Annotated in this window: 22 protein-coding genes; all 22 read left to right on the top strand. The window is 46.2% G+C overall.

Annotation, left to right across the window (positions count from 1 at the left end):
* Positions 1-4: 4 nt before the first annotated feature.
* The 22 genes from ACFPRA_RS09785 (at position 5) to spoIID (ending at position 20193) form a co-directional block, all read left to right on the top strand.
* Positions 5-574: a stage II sporulation protein R gene (locus ACFPRA_RS09785; protein ID WP_381433418.1), complete on the top strand. Its 570-nt coding sequence runs from the start codon at positions 5-7 to the stop codon at positions 572-574.
* 59 nt (positions 575-633) lie between these two features.
* On the top strand, positions 634-1662 hold the full coding sequence (locus ACFPRA_RS09780; RefSeq protein ID WP_381433415.1) for an L-threonylcarbamoyladenylate synthase: 1029 nt from the start codon (positions 634-636) through the stop codon (positions 1660-1662).
* Between the two features lie 318 nt (positions 1663-1980).
* Positions 1981-2487, top strand: coding sequence for a manganese efflux pump (locus ACFPRA_RS09775; protein WP_381433412.1), 507 nt, complete (start codon positions 1981-1983; stop codon positions 2485-2487).
* A gap of 61 nt (positions 2488-2548) precedes the next feature.
* Entirely contained in the window at positions 2549-2992 is a 444-nt protein-coding gene (locus tag ACFPRA_RS09770) for a low molecular weight protein arginine phosphatase (protein WP_381433409.1), read from the top strand.
* Positions 2992-4287 carry a methyl-accepting chemotaxis protein gene (locus ACFPRA_RS09765; protein WP_408020214.1) on the top strand — a complete coding sequence of 432 codons (1296 nt, stop codon included), beginning with the start codon at positions 2992-2994 and terminating at the stop codon, positions 4285-4287. The genes ACFPRA_RS09770 and ACFPRA_RS09765 overlap by 1 nt, the downstream gene beginning before the upstream one ends.
* 138 nt (positions 4288-4425) lie before the next feature.
* Positions 4426-4863, top strand: coding sequence for a ribose 5-phosphate isomerase B (gene rpiB / locus ACFPRA_RS09760; protein WP_381433406.1), 438 nt, complete (start codon positions 4426-4428; stop codon positions 4861-4863).
* Positions 4864-4942: 79 nt separating this feature from the next.
* Positions 4943-5488: a TIGR01440 family protein gene (locus ACFPRA_RS09755; RefSeq protein WP_381433402.1), complete on the top strand. Its 546-nt coding sequence runs from the start codon at positions 4943-4945 to the stop codon at positions 5486-5488.
* Between the two features lie 65 nt (positions 5489-5553).
* Positions 5554-6795 carry a serine hydroxymethyltransferase gene (glyA, locus tag ACFPRA_RS09750; RefSeq protein WP_381433399.1) on the top strand — a complete coding sequence of 414 codons (1242 nt, stop codon included), beginning with the start codon at positions 5554-5556 and terminating at the stop codon, positions 6793-6795.
* A gap of 341 nt (positions 6796-7136) precedes the next feature.
* Entirely contained in the window at positions 7137-7766 is a 630-nt protein-coding gene (gene upp / locus ACFPRA_RS09745; RefSeq protein ID WP_381433396.1) for a uracil phosphoribosyltransferase, read from the top strand.
* 19 nt (positions 7767-7785) lie between these two features.
* A complete protein-coding gene (wecB, locus tag ACFPRA_RS09740; RefSeq protein ID WP_381434852.1) occupies positions 7786-8907 on the top strand; it encodes a non-hydrolyzing UDP-N-acetylglucosamine 2-epimerase in 1122 nt (373 codons plus the stop codon).
* 725 nt (positions 8908-9632) lie between these two features.
* Positions 9633-10004, top strand: coding sequence for an ATP synthase subunit I (locus ACFPRA_RS09735; protein ID WP_239392361.1), 372 nt, complete (start codon positions 9633-9635; stop codon positions 10002-10004).
* 29 nt (positions 10005-10033) lie between these two features.
* A complete protein-coding gene (atpB, locus tag ACFPRA_RS09730; protein WP_381433392.1) occupies positions 10034-10744 on the top strand; it encodes a F0F1 ATP synthase subunit A in 711 nt (236 codons plus the stop codon).
* Between the two features lie 67 nt (positions 10745-10811).
* The gene (gene atpE, locus ACFPRA_RS09725; protein WP_239392363.1) at positions 10812-11024 is read left to right on the top strand and encodes a F0F1 ATP synthase subunit C; all 213 of its coding nucleotides are present in this window, start codon (positions 10812-10814) and stop codon (positions 11022-11024) included.
* Between the two features lie 344 nt (positions 11025-11368).
* A complete protein-coding gene (gene atpF, locus ACFPRA_RS09720) occupies positions 11369-11914 on the top strand; it encodes a F0F1 ATP synthase subunit B (protein WP_381434849.1) in 546 nt (181 codons plus the stop codon).
* Entirely contained in the window at positions 11911-12450 is a 540-nt protein-coding gene (locus ACFPRA_RS09715) for a F0F1 ATP synthase subunit delta (RefSeq protein WP_381433389.1), read from the top strand. The genes atpF and ACFPRA_RS09715 overlap by 4 nt, the downstream gene beginning before the upstream one ends.
* 25 nt (positions 12451-12475) lie before the next feature.
* Positions 12476-13984: a F0F1 ATP synthase subunit alpha gene (gene atpA / locus ACFPRA_RS09710; RefSeq protein WP_381433386.1), complete on the top strand. Its 1509-nt coding sequence runs from the start codon at positions 12476-12478 to the stop codon at positions 13982-13984.
* Between the two features lie 129 nt (positions 13985-14113).
* The gene (locus ACFPRA_RS09705) at positions 14114-14971 is read left to right on the top strand and encodes a F0F1 ATP synthase subunit gamma (RefSeq protein WP_381433384.1); all 858 of its coding nucleotides are present in this window, start codon (positions 14114-14116) and stop codon (positions 14969-14971) included.
* Positions 14972-15013: 42 nt separating this feature from the next.
* The gene (gene atpD, locus ACFPRA_RS09700; protein WP_381433381.1) at positions 15014-16429 is read left to right on the top strand and encodes a F0F1 ATP synthase subunit beta; all 1416 of its coding nucleotides are present in this window, start codon (positions 15014-15016) and stop codon (positions 16427-16429) included.
* Between the two features lie 25 nt (positions 16430-16454).
* On the top strand, positions 16455-16862 hold the full coding sequence (locus tag ACFPRA_RS09695) for a F0F1 ATP synthase subunit epsilon (protein ID WP_381433378.1): 408 nt from the start codon (positions 16455-16457) through the stop codon (positions 16860-16862).
* Between the two features lie 139 nt (positions 16863-17001).
* Positions 17002-17238, top strand: coding sequence for a DUF1146 family protein (locus ACFPRA_RS09690; RefSeq protein WP_381433375.1), 237 nt, complete (start codon positions 17002-17004; stop codon positions 17236-17238).
* A gap of 558 nt (positions 17239-17796) precedes the next feature.
* On the top strand, positions 17797-19101 hold the full coding sequence (murA, locus tag ACFPRA_RS09685; RefSeq protein ID WP_381433373.1) for a UDP-N-acetylglucosamine 1-carboxyvinyltransferase: 1305 nt from the start codon (positions 17797-17799) through the stop codon (positions 19099-19101).
* A 213-nt stretch (positions 19102-19314) separates the two neighbouring features.
* Positions 19315-20193 (top strand): stage II sporulation protein D, encoded by an 879-nt coding sequence (spoIID, locus tag ACFPRA_RS09680; protein WP_381433370.1) that lies wholly within the window; start codon positions 19315-19317, stop codon positions 20191-20193.
* Positions 20194-20199 lie beyond the last annotated feature (6 nt).

Genomic DNA, 20199 nt, shown 5'->3' with positions numbered 1-20199 from the left:
CACTATGTTAGAAGATTACGAGGTTGCGAGAAAGAAAACATTATGGGACAAGTTGCTGCCATACATTGAATTCATCATCGTCCTGCTCATTATACAATCCATCATTACCCTATTCACAGGGGGAGTGGAAGAGGAGGACACCATTCGTTTCCGATTACTTGCGCATTCGGATGCCCCTGTCGATCAACAGATCAAAAGAAATATCCAGCGGGAAATCGAGCCGCTCATCGCAAAGGCAGTTGCTGATTCGCAATCCGACCAAGAGCTTGTGGATAACTTGGTTGCGATTGAAGAGACCGTCCTGGAAGTGGCTGAATCCTTGTCCAACGGTCATGCGGTTACATTGGAAAGGACGGAAGCGCTATTTCCGCCGAAAAGATCTGGGCTTTTCATTCATCCACAAGCCACTTATGATGCATATATCTTAACAATTGGAAGTGGACGTGGGGATAATTGGTGGTGTGCACTGTTCCCGAAAATCTGTTTTCCAGATCAAAAGGAAGAACAGGGGAAAGAAGAGGAGGAAGAAGTCACATTCTTCGTCTGGGAGTGGATAAAATCTTGGTTTTCATAAGGTTATCAACAAAACTTGTGGATAATTAATGAAAACTGTGTATAAAAGGGGTTTTACACATGGAAACAATCGTTGCAACCGTGGATAAAAATATGGATAACGAAAAAAAATATAAACAAGCTGTGGATATATTGAAAAGTGGAGAGGTCGTGGCGTTTCCGACTGAAACGGTATACGGTCTTGGAGCAATTGCCACGGACGAAAAAGCGGTGCAAAAGATATTTGCAGCGAAAGGGCGGCCTTCTGATAATCCGCTCATTGTACATATAGGACATCAGGAAGAGGTTTCGAACTATGCAACTGGCATTACGCCAGAAGCGGAAAAATTAATGGCTGCTTATTGGCCCGGGCCTCTGACGCTTGTTCTGCCTAAAATTCCTGGTGTCATTGCTGAAAATGTGACACCGGGTGTAGACACAGTCGGTCTTCGAATGCCTGATCATCCCGTCGCATTGGAACTACTTCGCACACTTCGGAAACCGCTTGCTGCGCCAAGTGCCAATCGAAGTGGCAAGCCAAGTCCGACTGAAGCTTCTCATGTATATGAGGATTTGAAAGGGTTGATTCCGCTTATTTTGGATGGCGGGAAAACGGGAGTTGGCGTGGAGTCGACGGTCGTCGATATGACAACGACACCCCCTGCGATTTTAAGACCGGGCGGGGTGACGAAAGAAATGATTGAATCGCTCATCGGTCCCGTTCAAGTTGAGAACAAAGTATCCGACGAAAAAGCACCACGTGCACCGGGTATGAAATATACGCATTATGCACCGGAAGCGCCGCTTTATTTGATCGGAAGTGAATCTGACACAATTGGCGCCGCCATTGCCTCGCTGCATAACGAAGGGAAGAAAGTCGCGTTAATTGGCCCGGATGAGTTGGATAATCCTGAAGCGGACTGGTTTTTCGCTATCGGTTCCAAGGAGGATCATGAAGCAATGGCGGCAAATCTGTACAGGGCACTCCGTCAATGTGATTTGACAGATGCGGATGTAATCTTAGCGGTTGAAACGGATCTGACCGGAGTCGGTGCAGCCGTGATGAACCGCTTGACGAAAGCGGCTGACGGAAAACGTTACAAAGACTGATAACTTGATTCAGCAAATCTTTTGTACTGAAAGCGAAGCGTCAGCTACAGAAGTCCTCACTTCCATAAGTGGCGGGATGAATGCCAGAATGCATTTTAATCAAAGGGAGTCTAAATTCCCTGCTGCATAAAGGAACTCAGGCTAAGGTCGCAGCGTTCTGAAAGTGCCTTAAATTCTGCCAAAAAAAGCAGAAATATGGCAAATCGAACCCTTCGATGTTCGATTCGCAATTACGCCGAGGCGTAATTGATATAATAGGCATGACCTCCTTAGGTATCGCATAAAATGGACGAATGTGGTATCTGGGGAGGTTTTAGTTTGACGGAATTATTCGTGGCAGGGATTACGACAATCGATATTCTCATCGTCTACGCCTTGTTACAAGTGAAAAAAGGAAGATTCAAATTAGCGCTCTGGACAGCCTTTCTGAATATGGCATTTCCGTTTCTCGGTTTTTGGGCAGGAGAAATGACAGCGAGTCTTTTTTCGGAATGGAGCGGATTATTATCCGGTGTATTGTTGGGCTTGATCGGCATTCAAATGCTTTTGCATGATGAAGATGCAAAAACAGTGGTCAATAAGACGATATCTCCGGCTGTGGTTGCGATTGCTGTCAGTCTGGATACCTTCTCCGTCAGTGTATCGGTTGGGATGCTCCAATTGGATAAGACGCTTTTTATCATGGCATCCGGATTGCTTTCTTTACTATTTTCTTATGCTGTGCTTCGTTTTAAACGCCATCTAGGGATCAAAAATGGAAAAGTTCTCAAGCGTCTGGCAGGCATCGCTTTGTTGGTTCTGGGAATAATGTCATGCTTTCGTTGAAATTATCTATTTCTTTCCTCATAGAACTCCGTTATTCTAAAGATATAGAAGGTGATCAATTATGAACATTTATTTGATTTGTACGGGAAATACATGTAGAAGTCCAATGGCAGAGGCTATTCTTCGATCGAAAAAGATCGACGGTATGGTGGTCCGTTCGGCGGGTATTTATGCGCAGGATGGCTGGCCGATTTCACAGCATGCGCAGGTATTGATTGACGAGGCGGACATGCCGCATACACCTGTCTCTAGAGCCGTCACACAAGAGGATTTGGAATGGGCGGATCTCATCCTGACCATGACAGAAGCGCATAAATCGGCGCTTCTACACGTTAATCCCGCAGTGGAACGTAAGACGTTTACGTTAAAAGGATTTGTTCAAGCAGAAAAAGATGGAGATGTCTATGATCCTTTCGGAGGCGATTTGGAAACATATCGACATACATTCACTGAATTGTCACGGATCATCGACCAGCTCGAACAGAAATTGGCGGAGGGAAAATGATGAGCAATATGGGGAAGAAGCAGTTCGGGTTACGAAAAAAACTTGTGTTATTCGTCACGATATTAGCGATTGTCACGTATACGACGAGTGCGGTATTCATCAACTTTATACAACCGCAATTCTTTCCGAATTTCGATAAGTTCTGGTTTGCGGTGATGACGTATGCATTGGGGATATTTTGGTCTGGCCTATTAGCGGCATTATTCAGTACCATTTTAACGAAACCATTGCAAAACCTTGAGCAGGCGGCCAATAAAGTGGCGGCTGGTGAAATCGGAATGGATATCGAATTACCGCGATCATCCGATGAAATCCGTTCACTTGCAGAAGCATTTCAGCACATGGTCTTGAATTTACGCACAGTTGTTGAACAAATCGAAACGAACTTTGAGAAAACGGCAACAACAGTGGACAAACTATCGGCGGAAACCGGGGCTGCGACTCGACAAGCAGACGCGGTATCCTCAACCATTCTGGAAATATCCGCTGGAGCGGAAGAATCGGCAATTGCCATTCAGGAAACCGCGGAAGCGATTGAAGATGTACGCGTATTGGCTGTCGAGGTGAATAACCGGGCAGAAGATTCGTCGGTTCGTTCAAAAGAGATGATGGATGAACTTGTACGAACAACGGCAGTATTCCGCACGCTCGTTGAGGGAATCCGGAATATGTCGGCGCAAAGTGAGTTGACATTGGGAACCATTCGACAGCTTGATGAAAATGCACAAAAAATCGGTGAAATTGTTCAGTTTGTCGGAAATATCGCAGCACAGACCAATTTGCTCGCATTGAACGCATCCATCGAGGCGGCACGTGCCGGCGAACAGGGTAAAGGATTCGCTGTCGTTGCGGAAGAAGTGCGCGTCCTCGCGGATGAAAGCGCCAAAGCGGTTCAGGGGATTTCCGCACTCGTCGCGACGATTCAAACAGACGTCACAAAAGTCGTGAAAGAGATGGAACAACAAGTGAAAACGGCGGCAATCGAAGCCGATCGTGCGAATGAAACGACTGGAAATGTCGAAGCGATGACCTTGAAAGTGAATGGCATGGCGGATTCCGTTGTGGATATTACAAAATTTGTTGAAAATCAGTTGACCAATATCGAAACGACGGCGCGCCAATCGCAAGAAGTTGCCGCCATCGCAGAGGAAACGTCGGCAGGTGCGCAGGAAGTCAGCGCTGCGACCGAAGAACAAGTTCGCTCTATTGAACAGGTGGATGCGATGGCAAGTGAATTGAAAAGACAATCGGAAGAGCTTTACAACGTCATCCACAAATTTGATCGAGCAAAATAATAATGACTATAAAAATGATGCCAGCTAGTATGCTTGGCATCATTTTTAAATGACATGATGTAGGTGCTAAATTTCGCTGTTTTTTTTACGGGAAGATGGTAGAATGATTTATAAGTAAATTATGAAAAGAGGGACGCTGTGAAAATTGCGATAGCTTCAGACCACGGGGGGAACAATCTCCGCCGTGAAATCGTGCAATTATTAGTGGAATTAGGCGTGGAATATGTTGATTTCGGACCGGATTCCAACGAATCTGTCGACTATCCGGATTTTGCGACGCCTGTTGCAAACGGTGTCGCATCCGGCAATTTTGATCGTGGCATCCTGATCTGCGGAACCGGGATCGGCATGTCCATCGCTGCCAATAAAGTGAAAGGCATCCGTTGTGCGCTTGTCCATGACGTCTTCAGTGCGAAAGCGACAAGACAGCATAATGATTCCAACATCCTTGCAATGGGGGAACGTGTCATTGGACCGGGCCTTGCAAGGGAAATCGTCGCTACATGGCTGAATACGACATTCGAAGGTGGCCGTCATGAGCGCCGAATCGGCAAACTGATGGATCTGGAAGACTGAAGAAAAGCGGAAGCGGAAATGCCAAGAGGGCACCGGCAACAGTAGCTGGGTCACTCTAGGAGAAGGCAGGTGCAGAGAAATGGATGTTTTACACCGATGTAAGGCTCAATTAGAACAATTGTTGGCAGAAATGGCTGAACAGACCAATCTAGAACCAGGTACGCTCTTTGTCGTCGGCTGTTCCACTTCCGAAATTGCGGGTAGCCGCATCGGCACTGCGGGAGCAATCGAAATCGGAGAAATGCTCTTCGAACCTTTAACGGAATTTGCCAAGAAACATCAATTGTTTCTTGCATTCCAAGGTTGCGAGCATATCAATCGAGCATTGACAATTGAACGCAAGGCAGCTGAAAAATTTAAGCTTGACCCGGTTTCGGTCATTCCGGTCGCGCATGCGGGCGGCTCGATGTCAGCCTATGCTTATCGTCATATGGAAGACCCAGTTGTAGTGGAAGAAATCCGGGCCTCCGCGGGAATCGATATCGGTCAGACATTGATCGGCATGCATCTTAAACCGGTTGCAGTCCCTCTACGGACAAGCATCGGAAAAATCGGTGATGCGATTGTGACTGTAGCAACAACGCGGCCGAAGTTAATCGGTGGAACAAGAGCAATTTATGAATAAATGCGTAGACACCCGGTGTCAGTTACCGACACCACAAAAAAACAGATGATAAGGGGAATGAGAACATGGATTTGAACAATGTAAAACGTGATGATGCAGCAGTATACGAAGCGATTATGGCGGAGAAAAAGCGTCAACAATCCAACATTGAACTGATTGCATCCGAAAACTTCGTAACAGAAGCGGTCATGGAAGCACAAGGCTCTTATTTAACAAATAAGTATGCAGAAGGCTATCCGGGCAAACGCTATTACGGTGGTTGTGAACATGTCGATGTCGTGGAAGATATCGCTCGTGACCGTCTGAAAGAAATTTTCGGTGCAGAATATGCAAACGTTCAACCGCACTCCGGTGCACAAGCGAATATGGCTGTCTATTTCGCTGTACTAGAGCCAGGCGATACAGTACTCGGTATGAATCTATCACACGGCGGTCACTTGACGCATGGTAGTCCGGTGAACTTCTCTGGTGAATTGTATAACTTTGTTGAATATGGTGTCGGTAAAGAAGACGAACTGATCGACTATGAAGATGTCCGTCAAAAAGCGCTTGAGCATAAGCCAAAAATGATCGTAGCTGGCGCGAGTGCTTACCCACGTGAAATCGACTTTGCGAAATTCCGTGAAATTGCAGATGAAGTTGGTGCTTACTTATTTGTAGACATGGCTCATATCGCAGGTCTTGTTGCAGTTGGCGAACATCCGAATCCAGTGCCGCACGCACACTTCGTTACGTCAACGACGCATAAAACATTAAGAGGTCCACGTGGAGGACTTATTCTTTCTTCAGAAGAATTCGGTCGGAAACTAGACAAATCCATTTTCCCTGGTGTTCAAGGCGGCCCGCTTATGCACGTGATCGCTGCAAAAGCAGTTGCATTTGGTGAAGCGCAAAAGCCAGAATTCAAAACGTATATCCAACAAGTGAAAAAGAATGCAAAAACACTTGCAGAAGCACTTATCGCAGAAGGTGTTGATATCGTCTCAGGCGGTACAGATAACCACCTCGTATTAGTGAACCTACGCTCACTTGGTATTACAGGAAAAATCGCAGAACATGCATTAGACGAAGTTGGTATCACTGCAAATAAAAACACAATTCCTTACGATACAGAAAGCCCATTCGTAACATCCGGTATCCGTCTTGGTACACCGGCAGTAACGACGCGCGGTTTCAAAGAAGAAGAAATGAAGGAAATCGCATCCATCATGGCGAGCGTTCTGAAAAACCCTGAAGACGAAGCCGTGAAAAAAGAAGCACAACAACGCGTTGCAGCATTGACGGACAAGTTCCCGCTCTACGCATAATCATCTGAAACAACAAGCCGCCATCATAGATAGCGGCTTGTTGTGCATGGCTTAGCGCTCAATCTTACATCCAAGAGCTCAATCATCAAGCCAGGCGCTCAAACTTGCATCTAAGTGATCAACCATCAAGCCAGGCGCTCAATCCCGCATCCAAGAGCTCAACCATCACGCCAAGCGCTCAAACCAACATCACAAGAGCTCAATCAACACGGCAAATGATCAATCACCACCGATTGAAATCGACTGACAACTTGAAAACAGAAAAACGTTTAGCTGGCAGATGTCCATGTAGTCCATTTCTGCTATAATAAACAAGACATTCCGAAAAGGGGCGAATAATCATGCCAAAAGTACATGTTTTTGATCATCCACTCATTCAACACAAACTGACACATATACGTGACGTGAACACAGGAACGAAAGAATTCCGTGAACTGGTTGATGAAGTGGCGACGCTCATGGCGTACGAAATTACACGCGAACTTCCGCTAATGGAAGTGGAGGTTGAAACACCGGTCAAAAAAGCGAATTCGAAAGTGCTCGCTGGTAAAAAATTGGGCATTATCCCGATTTTACGTGCGGGAATCGGCATGGTAGACGGAATTTTAAACCTGATTCCAGCTGCCCGAGTTGGACATATCGGACTCTACCGCGACCCGGCAACATTGCAACCGGTCGAATACTATGTAAAACTGCCTTCAGACGTTTCAGAGCGTGAATTGATCCTCGTTGACCCAATGCTCGCGACAGGCGGATCTGCGATTGAAGCGGTCAATTCATTGAAAAAACGCGGTGCGAAAAACATCCGATTCATGTGTCTGATTGCGGCTCCAGAAGGGGTTCAAGCAATGACGGAAGCGCACCCTGATGTGGACATTTATATTGCCGCACTCGATGAAAAATTGGATGAAAAAGGCTATATCGTACCAGGACTTGGCGATGCAGGAGATAGACTTTTCGGAACAAAATGATGTGGAAGGCGTGAACGTTTTGACAAAGAAATGGAAAGTGATGACGATTTTCGGCACGCGGCCCGAAGCCATCAAAATGGCGCCGCTCGTACTGGAATTGCAAAAGCATGCGGACGATATAGAGTCGATTGTAACGGTAACGGCTCAACACCGCCAAATGCTTGACCAAGTACTAGGAACATTCGGCATCACGCCCGACTACGATCTCAACATTATGAAGGATCGGCAAACGCTCGTCGATGTCGCGACGCGCGGACTGGAAGGACTCGATCGAATCATGAAGGAAGCAGAGCCCGACATCGTGCTCGTTCACGGGGATACGGCGACGACTTTTATCGGGAGTCTTGCTGCATTCTATAACCGAATTGCGGTCGGTCATGTGGAAGCGGGGCTCCGTACATGGGACAAATACTCCCCTTATCCGGAGGAGATGAACCGCCAATTGACAGGAGTACTCGCCGATCTTCATTTTTCACCGACCGAAAAATCGGCACGTAACTTATTGGACGAAGGGAAACCGGAAGAGCGCATCTATATTACAGGCAACACGGCGATTGATGCACTTCGGACGACGGTGCTCGAAGAATATTCACATCCTGTTCTGGATAAGATCGGGACGGATCGACTGATATTATTGACAGCACATCGCAGAGAAAACCTCGGTGAGCCGATGCGCAACATGTTCCGTGCCATCAACAGATTGCTTGAAAAACATGACGATGTTCAAATCATCTACCCCGTGCATATGAACCCAGCAGTCCGTGAAGTCGCTGACGAACTTCTTGGAGGTAATGATCGCGTACATCTGATCGAACCGCTTGAAGTGGTCGACTTCCATAACTTTGCCGCACGCGCCCACATTATTTTGACCGATTCCGGTGGTATCCAAGAAGAAGCGCCATCACTCGGGAAACCGGTAATCGTTTTGCGCGATACAACCGAGCGACCTGAAGGAATCGAAGCCGGCACATTGAAACTCGCAGGAACGGATGAGGACACGATCTTCGAATTGACAGACACGCTTCTCTCCGACAAAGACGAGTACACGAAAATGGCCCAAGCATCGAACCCATATGGTGACGGACACGCTTCCGAACGAATCGTCGAAGCGTTGAAAGAATACTTATCTTCTATAAAATAAAAACCGGATTTACCGATCACTCAGAGTGTAGACAAAGTTGTTTTTTTACTTTGTCTACACTCTTTTTTGAAGTATATGCTGTAAAGTAATTCCGGTCGCTTTTTCCATCGTCTAGACTCCGGGCACCCTCCGCTTTTGTTCCTAAGGGAAACCCCTAGAACAAGCCATCCCCTCAATTTTGTCGATTGTTTGACAAAACGAACACTTTGTGAAGAATTTCACGGGAATCAATTGACATCAAAATATGCCTATTGTATGCTTACAAAGGGTAAGAATGATAGGGGTTTTTCATATGCATGCAACAGAGTTGCATGGCGAAATGATGAACGCTCGCTATCACTACTGCCTGATCATGTCGGAATTGCGCGAGAATTGCTTTTGGACTGTTAATAGGTTAAGAAGCACTTTCTGTAAATCGCCTCTACTTCGACAAAAATGTATAATTTCTAGGTTCTATCCTTTTCGGAGTCTTTGCCTACAGGAAAAGCGGAAGTAAACCGGAACCGGGGGATACTTTTGGTAGAAGTCATAACTCAGTCTTATGGCAATCTCCATATACCCATGGAATTTTCGGAAACTGACGACTGGACAAGTAACAGGCTGGACGGCGGAACGGGAACCACCCCGCTTGTCCTTTTGAATTGCTTGCGCATGACCTTTCAAAAGGCGTTGCAGCAATGCTCCATACTATCCAAAAAAAACAAGAATCAGGAGAATAACCGATCATGCAAACACTGCAAGAAATACATAACCGGCAAAGGAAAGGCGTCTTTTTTTTGCTCGCATTGTTCGTTCTCGGATGGGGATTCACTGATTATCAAACGATTTTCGCAGGTTTAATACTCGGATCGTTCTTTGGATTGTATAATTTCTGGATTCTTGTCCGTAGAATGAAGCGATTTGATGATTCCGTTTCAAAAGGAAAAGGAGGAGCATCAATAGGGACAGCGATGCGTTTCGCATCCGGTATGGCCGCGGCCGCTATCGCGATTTCGCTGCCGGAACATATTGACATGGTTAGCACGGTGATCGGTCTTATGATTCCATACATCCTGTTACTGGCTGATAGGATCATATTCCACAAACAGTATGAATAATTCGATTGTTAGAGGGAGGTGAACGAAACGTGAACCACGGAAATCCTAATTTTAATCTTTTTGGTATTGTATTTAACGCGTCAAACATCTTAATGCTTTTCGTTACATGTCTCATCGTATTTCTCATCGCAGTTTCAGCTACACGCAGAATGCAGATGAAACCGACGGGCATGCAGAATTTCATGGAATGGGTCATGGATTTCGTGAAAGGTATCATTAAAAATAACATGGACTGGAAAACGGGCGGTCGATTCCATATTCTTGGCATCACACTTCTTATGTTCGTTTTCGTAGCAAACGTCCTCGGATTGCCATTTGCGATTTATTGGGATGGGTATCTATGGTGGAAATCACCTACAGCAGATCCGACTGTAACACTGACACTTGCATCTTTGGTCGTTATCCTATCGCATTACTACGGTATTAAACTTCTTGGTTTCAAAGAGTATGGGAAAGGCTATTTCAAACCGATGCCGTTCCTCTTCCCATTGAAAATTATTGAAGAATTCGCAAACACGCTGACACTCGGTCTACGTCTTTACGGTAACATTTTCGCAGGGGAAATCCTCATCGGTCTACTTGCAACACTTGGGGCCTCCAGTGCCGTTGGTTTTGCTGGAGCATTGATCCCGGCGCTCGCTTGGCAAGGATTCTCGGTCTTTATCGGGGCGATCCAAGCATTCATCTTCGTTATGTTAACGATGGTCTATATCTCACATAAAGTGAGCACGGATCATTAAACATATACTACCCAATTTCAGGGTGGACAAACAAAAAATACAACTATACTTAGGAGGAAATTATACTATGGGTCTATTAGCAGCAGCTATCGCAATCGGTCTTGGTGCACTTGGCGCAGGTATCGGTAACGGTCTTATCGTTTCTAAAACAGTTGAAGGGATTGCACGTCAACCAGAACTTCGCGGTGCACTTCAAACGACAATGTTCATCGGGGTTGCTCTTGTTGAGGCACTTCCAATCATCGCAGTAGTAGTTGCATTTATCGTCATGAACCGCTAATTATGAAGAACTAAGTACAAAATGGCGAAGAGCGCAGTAAGAGGTCCTTCGCCATTCCTTTATGTAGAGAAATTTATCTTCATTCAGCAGAAAACTCCCACCTCTAAGATGGCGAGATGAATGCGGTTTGGTTTACCTGTTCAGCGGATGTTCAAACGCCCGCTGAACGAAGATAAAGCCTCCGGCGGATGTCACAGATTTTGAAAGGAGTGAATCGAGCAAGCTCGATTCAAAATCTGGACGCAATTACGCCGAGGCGTAATTGATCAATTGCAAAAAGAAATGCATTCCAATTTTCAAATAAAAAGGTAGAAGCACTTGAAGGGAGTGAAACAATCGTGTTTATGGATACCTTCATCCACGTAGCAGATCATGCTACTGTAGGATTTTTAGCAGATTTAAACAACAGACTGAACCTTGGCGATATCATCGTCACAGTCGTGTTTTTCACGATACTCATGCTTCTTTTGAAAAAATTTGCATGGGGACCACTTATGGGTGTCATGGATCAACGCGCTGAGTTGATCGCGAATGAGATCGATGCGGCTGAAAAAAGTCGTCTAGAATCACAGAAACTTCTTGAAGAACAGCGTCAATTGTTAAAAGAAGCGCGTGATAACGCACAAGAGATTGTTGAAAACGCCCGCAGGCAAGGGGAAACACAGCGTGAAGAACTGATCACAGCTGCGCGTGCAGAAGTGGGCCGCATAAAAGAAGCGGCTGCAGTCGAAATCGCAACTGAAAAGGACAAAGCCATTGCGGCAGTCCGCGAAGAATTCGTATCACTATCTATCCTTGCAGCGTCTAAAGTACTCGGGAAAGAAATTTCCGAAGAGGATAACCGCGCATTGATTGAAGAAACGATTGTGAAGGCAGGCGAAGGCCGATGAGCCAATCGGTTGCGGCACAACGCTATGCCCTCGCATTGTTTGAATTGGCACAAAAAAATGGACAGACTGGACCGGTTCTGGAAGATCTCCAAGAACTGAAAAAGGCTTTCCAAGACAATGAACAACTCGGGCATTTGCTTGAATCTCCGAGATTATCCGTAACGAAAAAGAAAGAACTGCTTACAGACCTATTTAAAGGAGCAAACCCGCTCATTTTGAATACGCTGTCCGTCCTGGTCGACAGAAAGCGCATCAACGAGGTTGTTCACCTTGTCGATGAGTTTAACGCATATGCAAATGATGCAGCAGGCGTCGCTGAAGCGAAAGTGTACTCTACACGTTCATTGACAGACGACGAAAGCCAATCCATTTCCACTGCGTTCGCAAGGAAAGTCGGTAAACAGTCTTTACGAATTGACAATATCATCGATCCGAATCTGATCGGGGGCGTCCGTCTCCAAATCGGTAACCGCATTTATGACAGCAGCGTGAGCGCGAAGCTCGAGCGTCTGAAACGGGATCTCATCGGATCATAAATCTGAAATTTGAGGGGTGACATACATGGGCATCAAAGCTGAGGAAATCAGTGTTCTCATAAAACAGCAGATTGAAAATTACCAATCTGAGATGAAAGTGAGCGAAGTAGGTACAGTTATCTCAATCGGTGACGGTATCGCACGTGCTCATGGCCTCGACAACGTCATGGCTGGAGAGCTTCTTGAGTTCTCAACAGGTGTTTTAGGGATGGCACAAAACTTGGAAGCGAATAACGTAGGTATCGTTATCCTAGGGCCATACACAGACATCAAAGAAGGCGATGAAGTACGTCGTACAGGCCGTATTATGGAAGTACCTGTCGGTGAAGAACTAATCGGACGCGTTGTAAATCCACTCGGTCAACCAGTTGACGGACTTGGTCCAATTGCAACGACAAAAACACGTCCAATTGAAAGCCCTGCCCAAGGGGTTATGGCACGTAAATCCGTTCACGAACCACTACAAACAGGCATCAAGGCGATCGACGCGCTTGTTCCGATCGGACGTGGACAACGTGAATTGATCATCGGTGACCGTCAAACAGGAAAAACGACTGTCGCAATCGATACGATCTTGAACCAAGCGGACCAAGACATGATCTGTGTCTATGTCGCAATCGGTCAAAAAGAATCTACAGTTCGTGGAGTTGTTGAAACACTTCGTAAACACGGCGCACTTGATTACACAATCGTCGTAACGGCTTCTGCTTCACAACCTGCTCCACTTCTATACTTAGCACCATATGCAGGTATCACAATGGCTGAGGAATTCATGTTCCAAGGGAAACACGTCCTTGTCGTTTATGATGACCTTTCCAAACAAGCGGCTGCATACCGTGAACTATCCTTGCTACTTCGTCGTCCTCCAGGTCGTGAAGCTTACCCAGGTGATGTTTTCTACCTTCACTCCCGTCTACTTGAACGCGCAGCGAAGTTGAACGACACGCTAGGTGCAGGATCGATTACAGCACTTCCATTCGTTGAGACACAAGCAGGGGACATCTCCGCTTACATCCCGACGAACGTAATCTCCATCACGGATGGTCAGATTTTCCTTCAATCGGACTTGTTCTTCTCGGGTGTACGTCCAGCGATCAACGCAGGTCTTTCCGTATCCCGTGTAGGTGGTTCGGCACAAATCAAAGCGATGAAAAAAGTTGCGGGTACGCTTCGTCTGGACTTGGCTGCGTATCGTGAACTTGAAGCGTTCTCACAATTCGGTTCCAACCTCGACCCTGCAACACAGTCGAAGCTTGACCGTGGAGCGCGTACTGTTGAAATCTTGAAACAAGACTTGAACAAACCGTTCAAAGTCGAGCAACAAGTCGTCATCCTTTACGCGTTGACACGTGGACATCTTGACGATATTGCGTTGAAAGACATTCTCCGTTTCGAAAGCGAACTTCTAAGCTGGCTCGAAACGAACCACACTGACGTATATGATCATATTCGCACGACAAAAGATCTTCCATCTGATGACGCAATGGTAGCAGCTATCAATGCGTTTAAAAAGACCTTTGCCGCTTCCGAATAAGCAATAAAACAGTTGGACAACAACAGTCCGACGATGTTCGATCAAAAGAGGGATGTTTGAAAAGAAAGACGAACGCAACGACAATCTTTTCGGACATCCTCTAAAAAACGATAAGGTGGTGAAATGTCAGTGGCATCATTACGCGATATAGAAAACCGTATTAAATCGACGAAGAAAACAAGTCAAATCACGAAAGCGATGCAAATGGTTTCCGCTTCCAAATTGGCACGTGCCGAAATGAATGCGACCGCATTCGTTCCATACATGGAGAAAATCCAGGAAGTCGTCAGTTCAATTGCAGCCGGTACGAATGACGCCAGTCATCCGATGCTTATTTCGCGCCCTGTGAAGAGGACGGGTTATATCGTTATCACATCGGACCGTGGACTCGTTGGCGGTTATAACGCCAATATTCTGCGTGCGGTAACTCGTGCAATCGAAGAGCGTCACAAATCGAAAGATGAAGTGAGTATCGTTGCAATCGGCCGAAAAGGTCTCGAGTTCTTCCAGCGCCAAGGAATGAATATCGTCGAGAGCCTCGACGGTGTAAGTGATCATCCTACCTTCGGAGAGATAAAAGACATCGCGAACCGTGCTGTTGGCATGTTCACAGAAGGCGAATACGATGAAGTATACTTGTTCTACAATCACTTCGTCTCCGCCATCTCAAGTGAAGTGACGGAAAAGAAATTGCTTCCGCTCACGGATATCACATCGGCATCTGCAACGACTTCCTATGAGTTCGAGCCTTCAAGCGAAGCGATTCTTGAAGTGCTTCTTCCGCAATATGCGGAGAGCCTCATCTTCGGTGCATTGCTAGATGGGAAAGCGAGTGAACATGCTTCCAGTATGACAGCGATGAAGACTGCTACGGATAATGCATCTGATTTGATAGATACTTTAACACTTTCATTCAACCGTGCACGACAAGCTGCGATCACGCAAGAAATTACGGAGATCATCGGCGGCGTCGCTGCGCTTGAATAAGAGATAAACTGTTCGGCAAAGAGTAAGACAGGAGGGAAAAGTATGAATAAAGGACATATTCTTCAAGTAATGGGTCCGGTTGTTGACGTCAAGTTCGAAAACGGACAGCTCCCGGAAATCTATAACGCATTGAAGGTCCAGATTGAACGTCCTAACGAAGACCCAGTGACACTGACACTGGAAGTCGCGCTTCACCTTGGTGACGATTCTGTACGTACGATTGCAATGTCATCAACAGACGGTCTACAACGTGGTGCTGTTGTTGAAGATATGGGTGCCCCGATTTCAGTTCCAGTAGGTGACATTACACTTGGACGTGTATTTAACGTACTTGGAGATATTATCGACCTTGGGGAGGAAATCCCGGCAGCAGAGCGCCGTGACCCAATTCACCGCGAAGCTCCGAAATTCGAAAATCTTTCAACAGAAGTTGAGATCCTCGAAACAGGTATTAAAGTTGTTGACTTACTTGCGCCATACATCAAAGGTGGTAAAATCGGCCTCTTCGGTGGTGCGGGTGTAGGTAAGACGGTTCTGATCCAAGAATTGATCAACAACATCGCCCAAGAACACGGTGGTATTTCCGTATTCGCAGGTGTTGGAGAGCGTACACGTGAAGGGAACGACTTGTTCCACGAAATGACGGACTCTGGCGTTATTACGAAAACAGCGATGGTATTCGGTCAAATGAACGAGCCGCCTGGTGCGCGTATGCGCGTTGCCTTGACTGGTTTGACAATGGCAGAATACTTCCGTGATGAAAAAGGTGCAGACGTACTTCTGTTCATCGACAATATCTTCCGCTTTACACAAGCAGGTTCTGAGGTTTCGGCACTACTTGGCCGTATGCCATCAGCCGTTGGTTACCAACCGACACTTGCTACGGAAATGGGTCAGCTTCAAGAGCGTATCACATCGACGAACGTCGGTTCGGTTACATCAATCCAAGCGATCTACGTTCCAGCGGATGACTATACGGATCCGGCTCCGGCTACAACGTTCGCTCACCTTGATGCGACGACAAACCTTGAGCGTAAACTTTCTGAGATGGGGATCTACCCAGCGGTTGACCCGCTTGCATCCACTTCTCGTGCACTAAGCCCTGAAATCATCGGTGAAGAGCATTACGAAGTAGCACGTCAAGTGCAACAGACGCTTCAGCGTTACCGTGAACTACAAGACATCATCGCAATCCTTGGTATGGATGAGTTAGGGGAAGAAGATAAGCTGGTCGTAGCTCGTGCACGTCGTATCCAATTCTTCTTATCACAGAACTTCCACGTTGCTGAACAGTTCACAGGTCAGAAAGGTTCTTATGTACCTGTCGCTGAAACGGTTAAAGGCTTCAAAGAAATTCTTGATGGCCGCTATGATCACCTTCCTGAAGATGCATTCCGACTTGTCGGTCGTATCGAGGAAGTTGTTGAAAAAGCGAAAAGCATGGGCGTAGAAGTCTAAGAATAAGGGACACGGAGGGGAAAAAATGAAGACAGTTAAAGTCAATATCGTCACTCCCGACGGCCCGGTTGCTGAAACGGACGCAAACATGGTCATTGCCGTCACTGAATCAGGCGAAATCGGGATCCTTCCCGGCCACATTGCGATGGTCGCACCATTGAAAATTGGTGCACTTCGTCTGAAAAAGGGTGACGCGACAGAACATGTAGCAGTACACGGCGGTTTTCTTGAAATCCGTCCGGATGTTATCACTGTTTTAGCACAAAGTGCAGAAATGGCTTCTTCTATCGATCTCGCTCGCGCGCAAGCAGCAGCGAAACGTGCAGAAGACCAACTTCGCGCTAAAAAAGATACCCAAGAATACCAAATGGCAGAACTTGGATTGAAACGCGCTATTAATCGTATCAACGTGTACGGAAGTAGAGCGAGATGAGTTGTTGATGAAAGCGGACAGAGGACATGTTTCTTCTGTTCGCCTTTTCAATGCTAGAGCCAAATGCTTATGTTGTTGACAAATTAAATGCCCTGGCGAACTGCTCGAACAATTGCTGGCAATAGGAGGAAATGGACACATGAGTGGAATTATCGGATTTCAGCCATTGTTGGCGATCGTCTCACATATTTTTTTCATTGGCGTTTCTTTCTATGCATTACAGGCTGTCATTCCCGAAAAAATTATTAAGAAAAATCGTGTCATGCAAGCGCAAATTTTATTTATTTTATTGAGCATTGCAATCGGTTGGGCCGTATCAAATTTCTTTTTAGAGATATCCTATTGGTCAGGAAAGCTACCGTTTATGTTCAGTTAAAAACTTTCACATATCCGACGTTTCGCTTGGCGTACAAACCCATTTGCTGAATGAAGAACAATGGATCCATGTTATCGCCGCACATATAGAGGACGGCAACCTGCGCTTTTGAATTTGGACTCCGTATTTGGGGCGATGACATGAAACGGAACATTCGGTAAATAAAGAAAAGGTTTACATCAACCATTCAAAAGGAATGTATACTACAGGTCATAAGACGAAATGACACAAAACGCCAAAAGTATACATAGTATAGACTACGTGATGGCACATGAAAAGATAGCCCACTTGTTGCTTGTCTTATGACAATGGGCACTGTAAAATAGGATATGTTTTTATGCTTAATTTATCTTCATTCAGCAGGAGACTCTCACTTCCTTAGGTGGTGAGATGAATGCGGTTTTATTTTCCTTATTCAGTAGGTGTTCAAACGCCCGCTGAACGAAGATAAAGCCTCTGGACGCAATACGCCGAGGCGCGATTGATAACAACGATAACTAACGACAATAGATCAAGATATTTTGTTTGGCTACAATTTAGGAGTCGGAGGGACTTATTTTGGATAAAATCATTATCAACGGTGGACGTGTACTGAGAGGGAATGTCCGGGTCGAAGGCGCAAAAAATGCAGTATTACCGATACTTGCAGCTGCATTGCTGGCATCTGAAGGACCAAACATCATCCGTGACGTACCCAACCTTTCAGACGTCGATACGATTAATGAAGTGCTGAAAAGTTTAAATGCAAAAGTAAAATATTCACCGGAATTAGATGAGGTTATCATCGATTCTTCCAGCGAATTGTCCAGTGAAGCACAATTTGAATATGTACGGAAGATGCGCGCATCCATTCTGGTCATGGGGCCGCTTCTTGCACGTAACGGCTTCGCACGCGTTGCACTTCCAGGCGGCTGTGCAATCGGCTCACGACCGATCGATCAGCATTTGAAAGGCTTTGAAGCGATGGGCGCGGAAATTACATTTGGACATGGACATGTGGAAGCGAAAGCGGAAGGCGGCTTAAAAGGCGCGAAAATCTACTTGGACTTCCCAAGCGTCGGCGCGACCGAAAACATTATGACAGCGGCAGCGTTGGCAAAGGGCACGACAATTATTGAGAATGCGGCCAAGGAACCGGAAATCGTGGATCTGGCGAACTTCATCAATGAAATGGGCGGAAAAGTCGTCGGTGCAGGGACGGATTCTATTCGAATCGAAGGTGTCAAAAAATTATTTGGTACGACGCACCATATCATTCCCGATCGCATTGAAACGGGGACATTCATGGTTGCCGCTGCCATTACTGGCGGTGACGTCATCATTGACAATGCTGTACCGGAACACAATGCGGCCCTTATTTCAAAACTAGGAGAAATGGGTGTCGTCATAACGGAATTGGATGAAGGCGTTCGTGTGACGGCCGAGTTACCATTGAAATCCGTGGACTTAAAAACGATGCCATATCCAGGATTCCCGACGGATATGCAATCTCAGATGATGGCATTGATGCTCACGGCAACAGGTACAGGCGTCTTAACTGAAACAGTTTTTGAAAATCGCTTTATGCATGTGGAAGAATTCCGTAGAATGAACGCTTCGATTAAGATCGAAGGGAGATCCGTCATCCTGACAGGTCCATCCGAGCTACAAGGCGCTGAAGTGGCTGCAACAGACCTTCGTGCCGCAGCTGCACTGATCCTTGCTGGGCTCGTAGCAGAGGGCGTGACACGCGTGACGGAATTATCCCACCTCGATCGGGGCTATGTGAATTTCCATACGAAGCTCGCAGCACTCGGAGCCGATATCGTACGCGTCTCCCCGGAAACAGAAACGGAAAAGACACCGCAAAATATATATAATTGATTTCGAACCAGAAAGGCTGTCAGCAATAATTGACAGCCTTTTCGACGTAGAATATTGAAAAATCCCATCCTATTGATTGTTGAAAAGTATGTATAAAACCACTTCAAACTCATATACTCTAGCATGGACAAACTTCTACCTATTCTATTCATCTTATTATTATTTTTTATTCCGGTCTGGTTAAAAACGCCACCGGAAAAAAGCGGGTCTACTGTGGATGCGACAGCTAAGCTTTGTTCCATTGAAATTTCCGTTGCAGGCGTGGACAAGCCGATACCATTGGAAGAGTACGTCGCCGGGGTCGTCGCCGCCGAAATGCCCGTTAGTTTCCACGAAGAGGCATTGAAAGCGCAGGCCATTGCAGCACGTACATATGCACTTCGAACGACGGAAAACGGTCAAAAGCCGATTGCTGCAGATGTTTCGGCCCAAGTCTATGCCACTGAAAAAGACCGGAAAGAACGATGGAAGAAAGAATTCAAACGCAACGAAGAAAAAGTGCAAGCGGCTGTCCAGGCAACGGCAGGCGATATTCTCGTCTATGAAGACGAAATGATCTCCGCTATGTTCTTTTCTACTTCGAACGGCAAAACCGAAGCCGCACAAAACTTTAGTGGCAATGATATCCCTTATTTACAAAGTGTGGACAGTCCCGGGGAGGAGGACGTAGCACCGACTGTCGAGCGTGCCACTGAAATTGCACTAACGAAATGGAACCAAATTTTAGGGACCAATTGGAATGCCGACCATTTCAGAAAACTGCAACTCGTCCGGAATTCGACAGGACGGGTCCAGAAAGTGATCTCTACCGGATTCGAAGCGACTGGCAGGGAAATACGAGACCAATTGGAACTCGCCTCAACCGACTTTGATATCGCTTACGATGTGACCAACGAAATCGTCCATATTACAACGACTGGATACGGTCACGGCGTTGGCATGAGCCAATACGGGGCAGAAGCGTTTGCCCAGAAAGGATGGCCGGCGGATAGGATTCTTTTACACTACTATAGCGGCACCGAAATAAAAAAATTCACTTCGCTTGATTCGGAATGTTTAAAATCTCCATCACTTGCAAACAATAGCGAGTGAGGTGAT

The organism is Sporosarcina soli (genome assembly GCF_042655805.1).
Lineage (GTDB): Bacteria > Bacillota > Bacilli > Bacillales_A > Planococcaceae > Sporosarcina > Sporosarcina soli.
The sequence above is the reverse complement of the archived record's forward strand: the minus strand, read 5'-3'. Positions and strand labels throughout refer to the sequence as shown.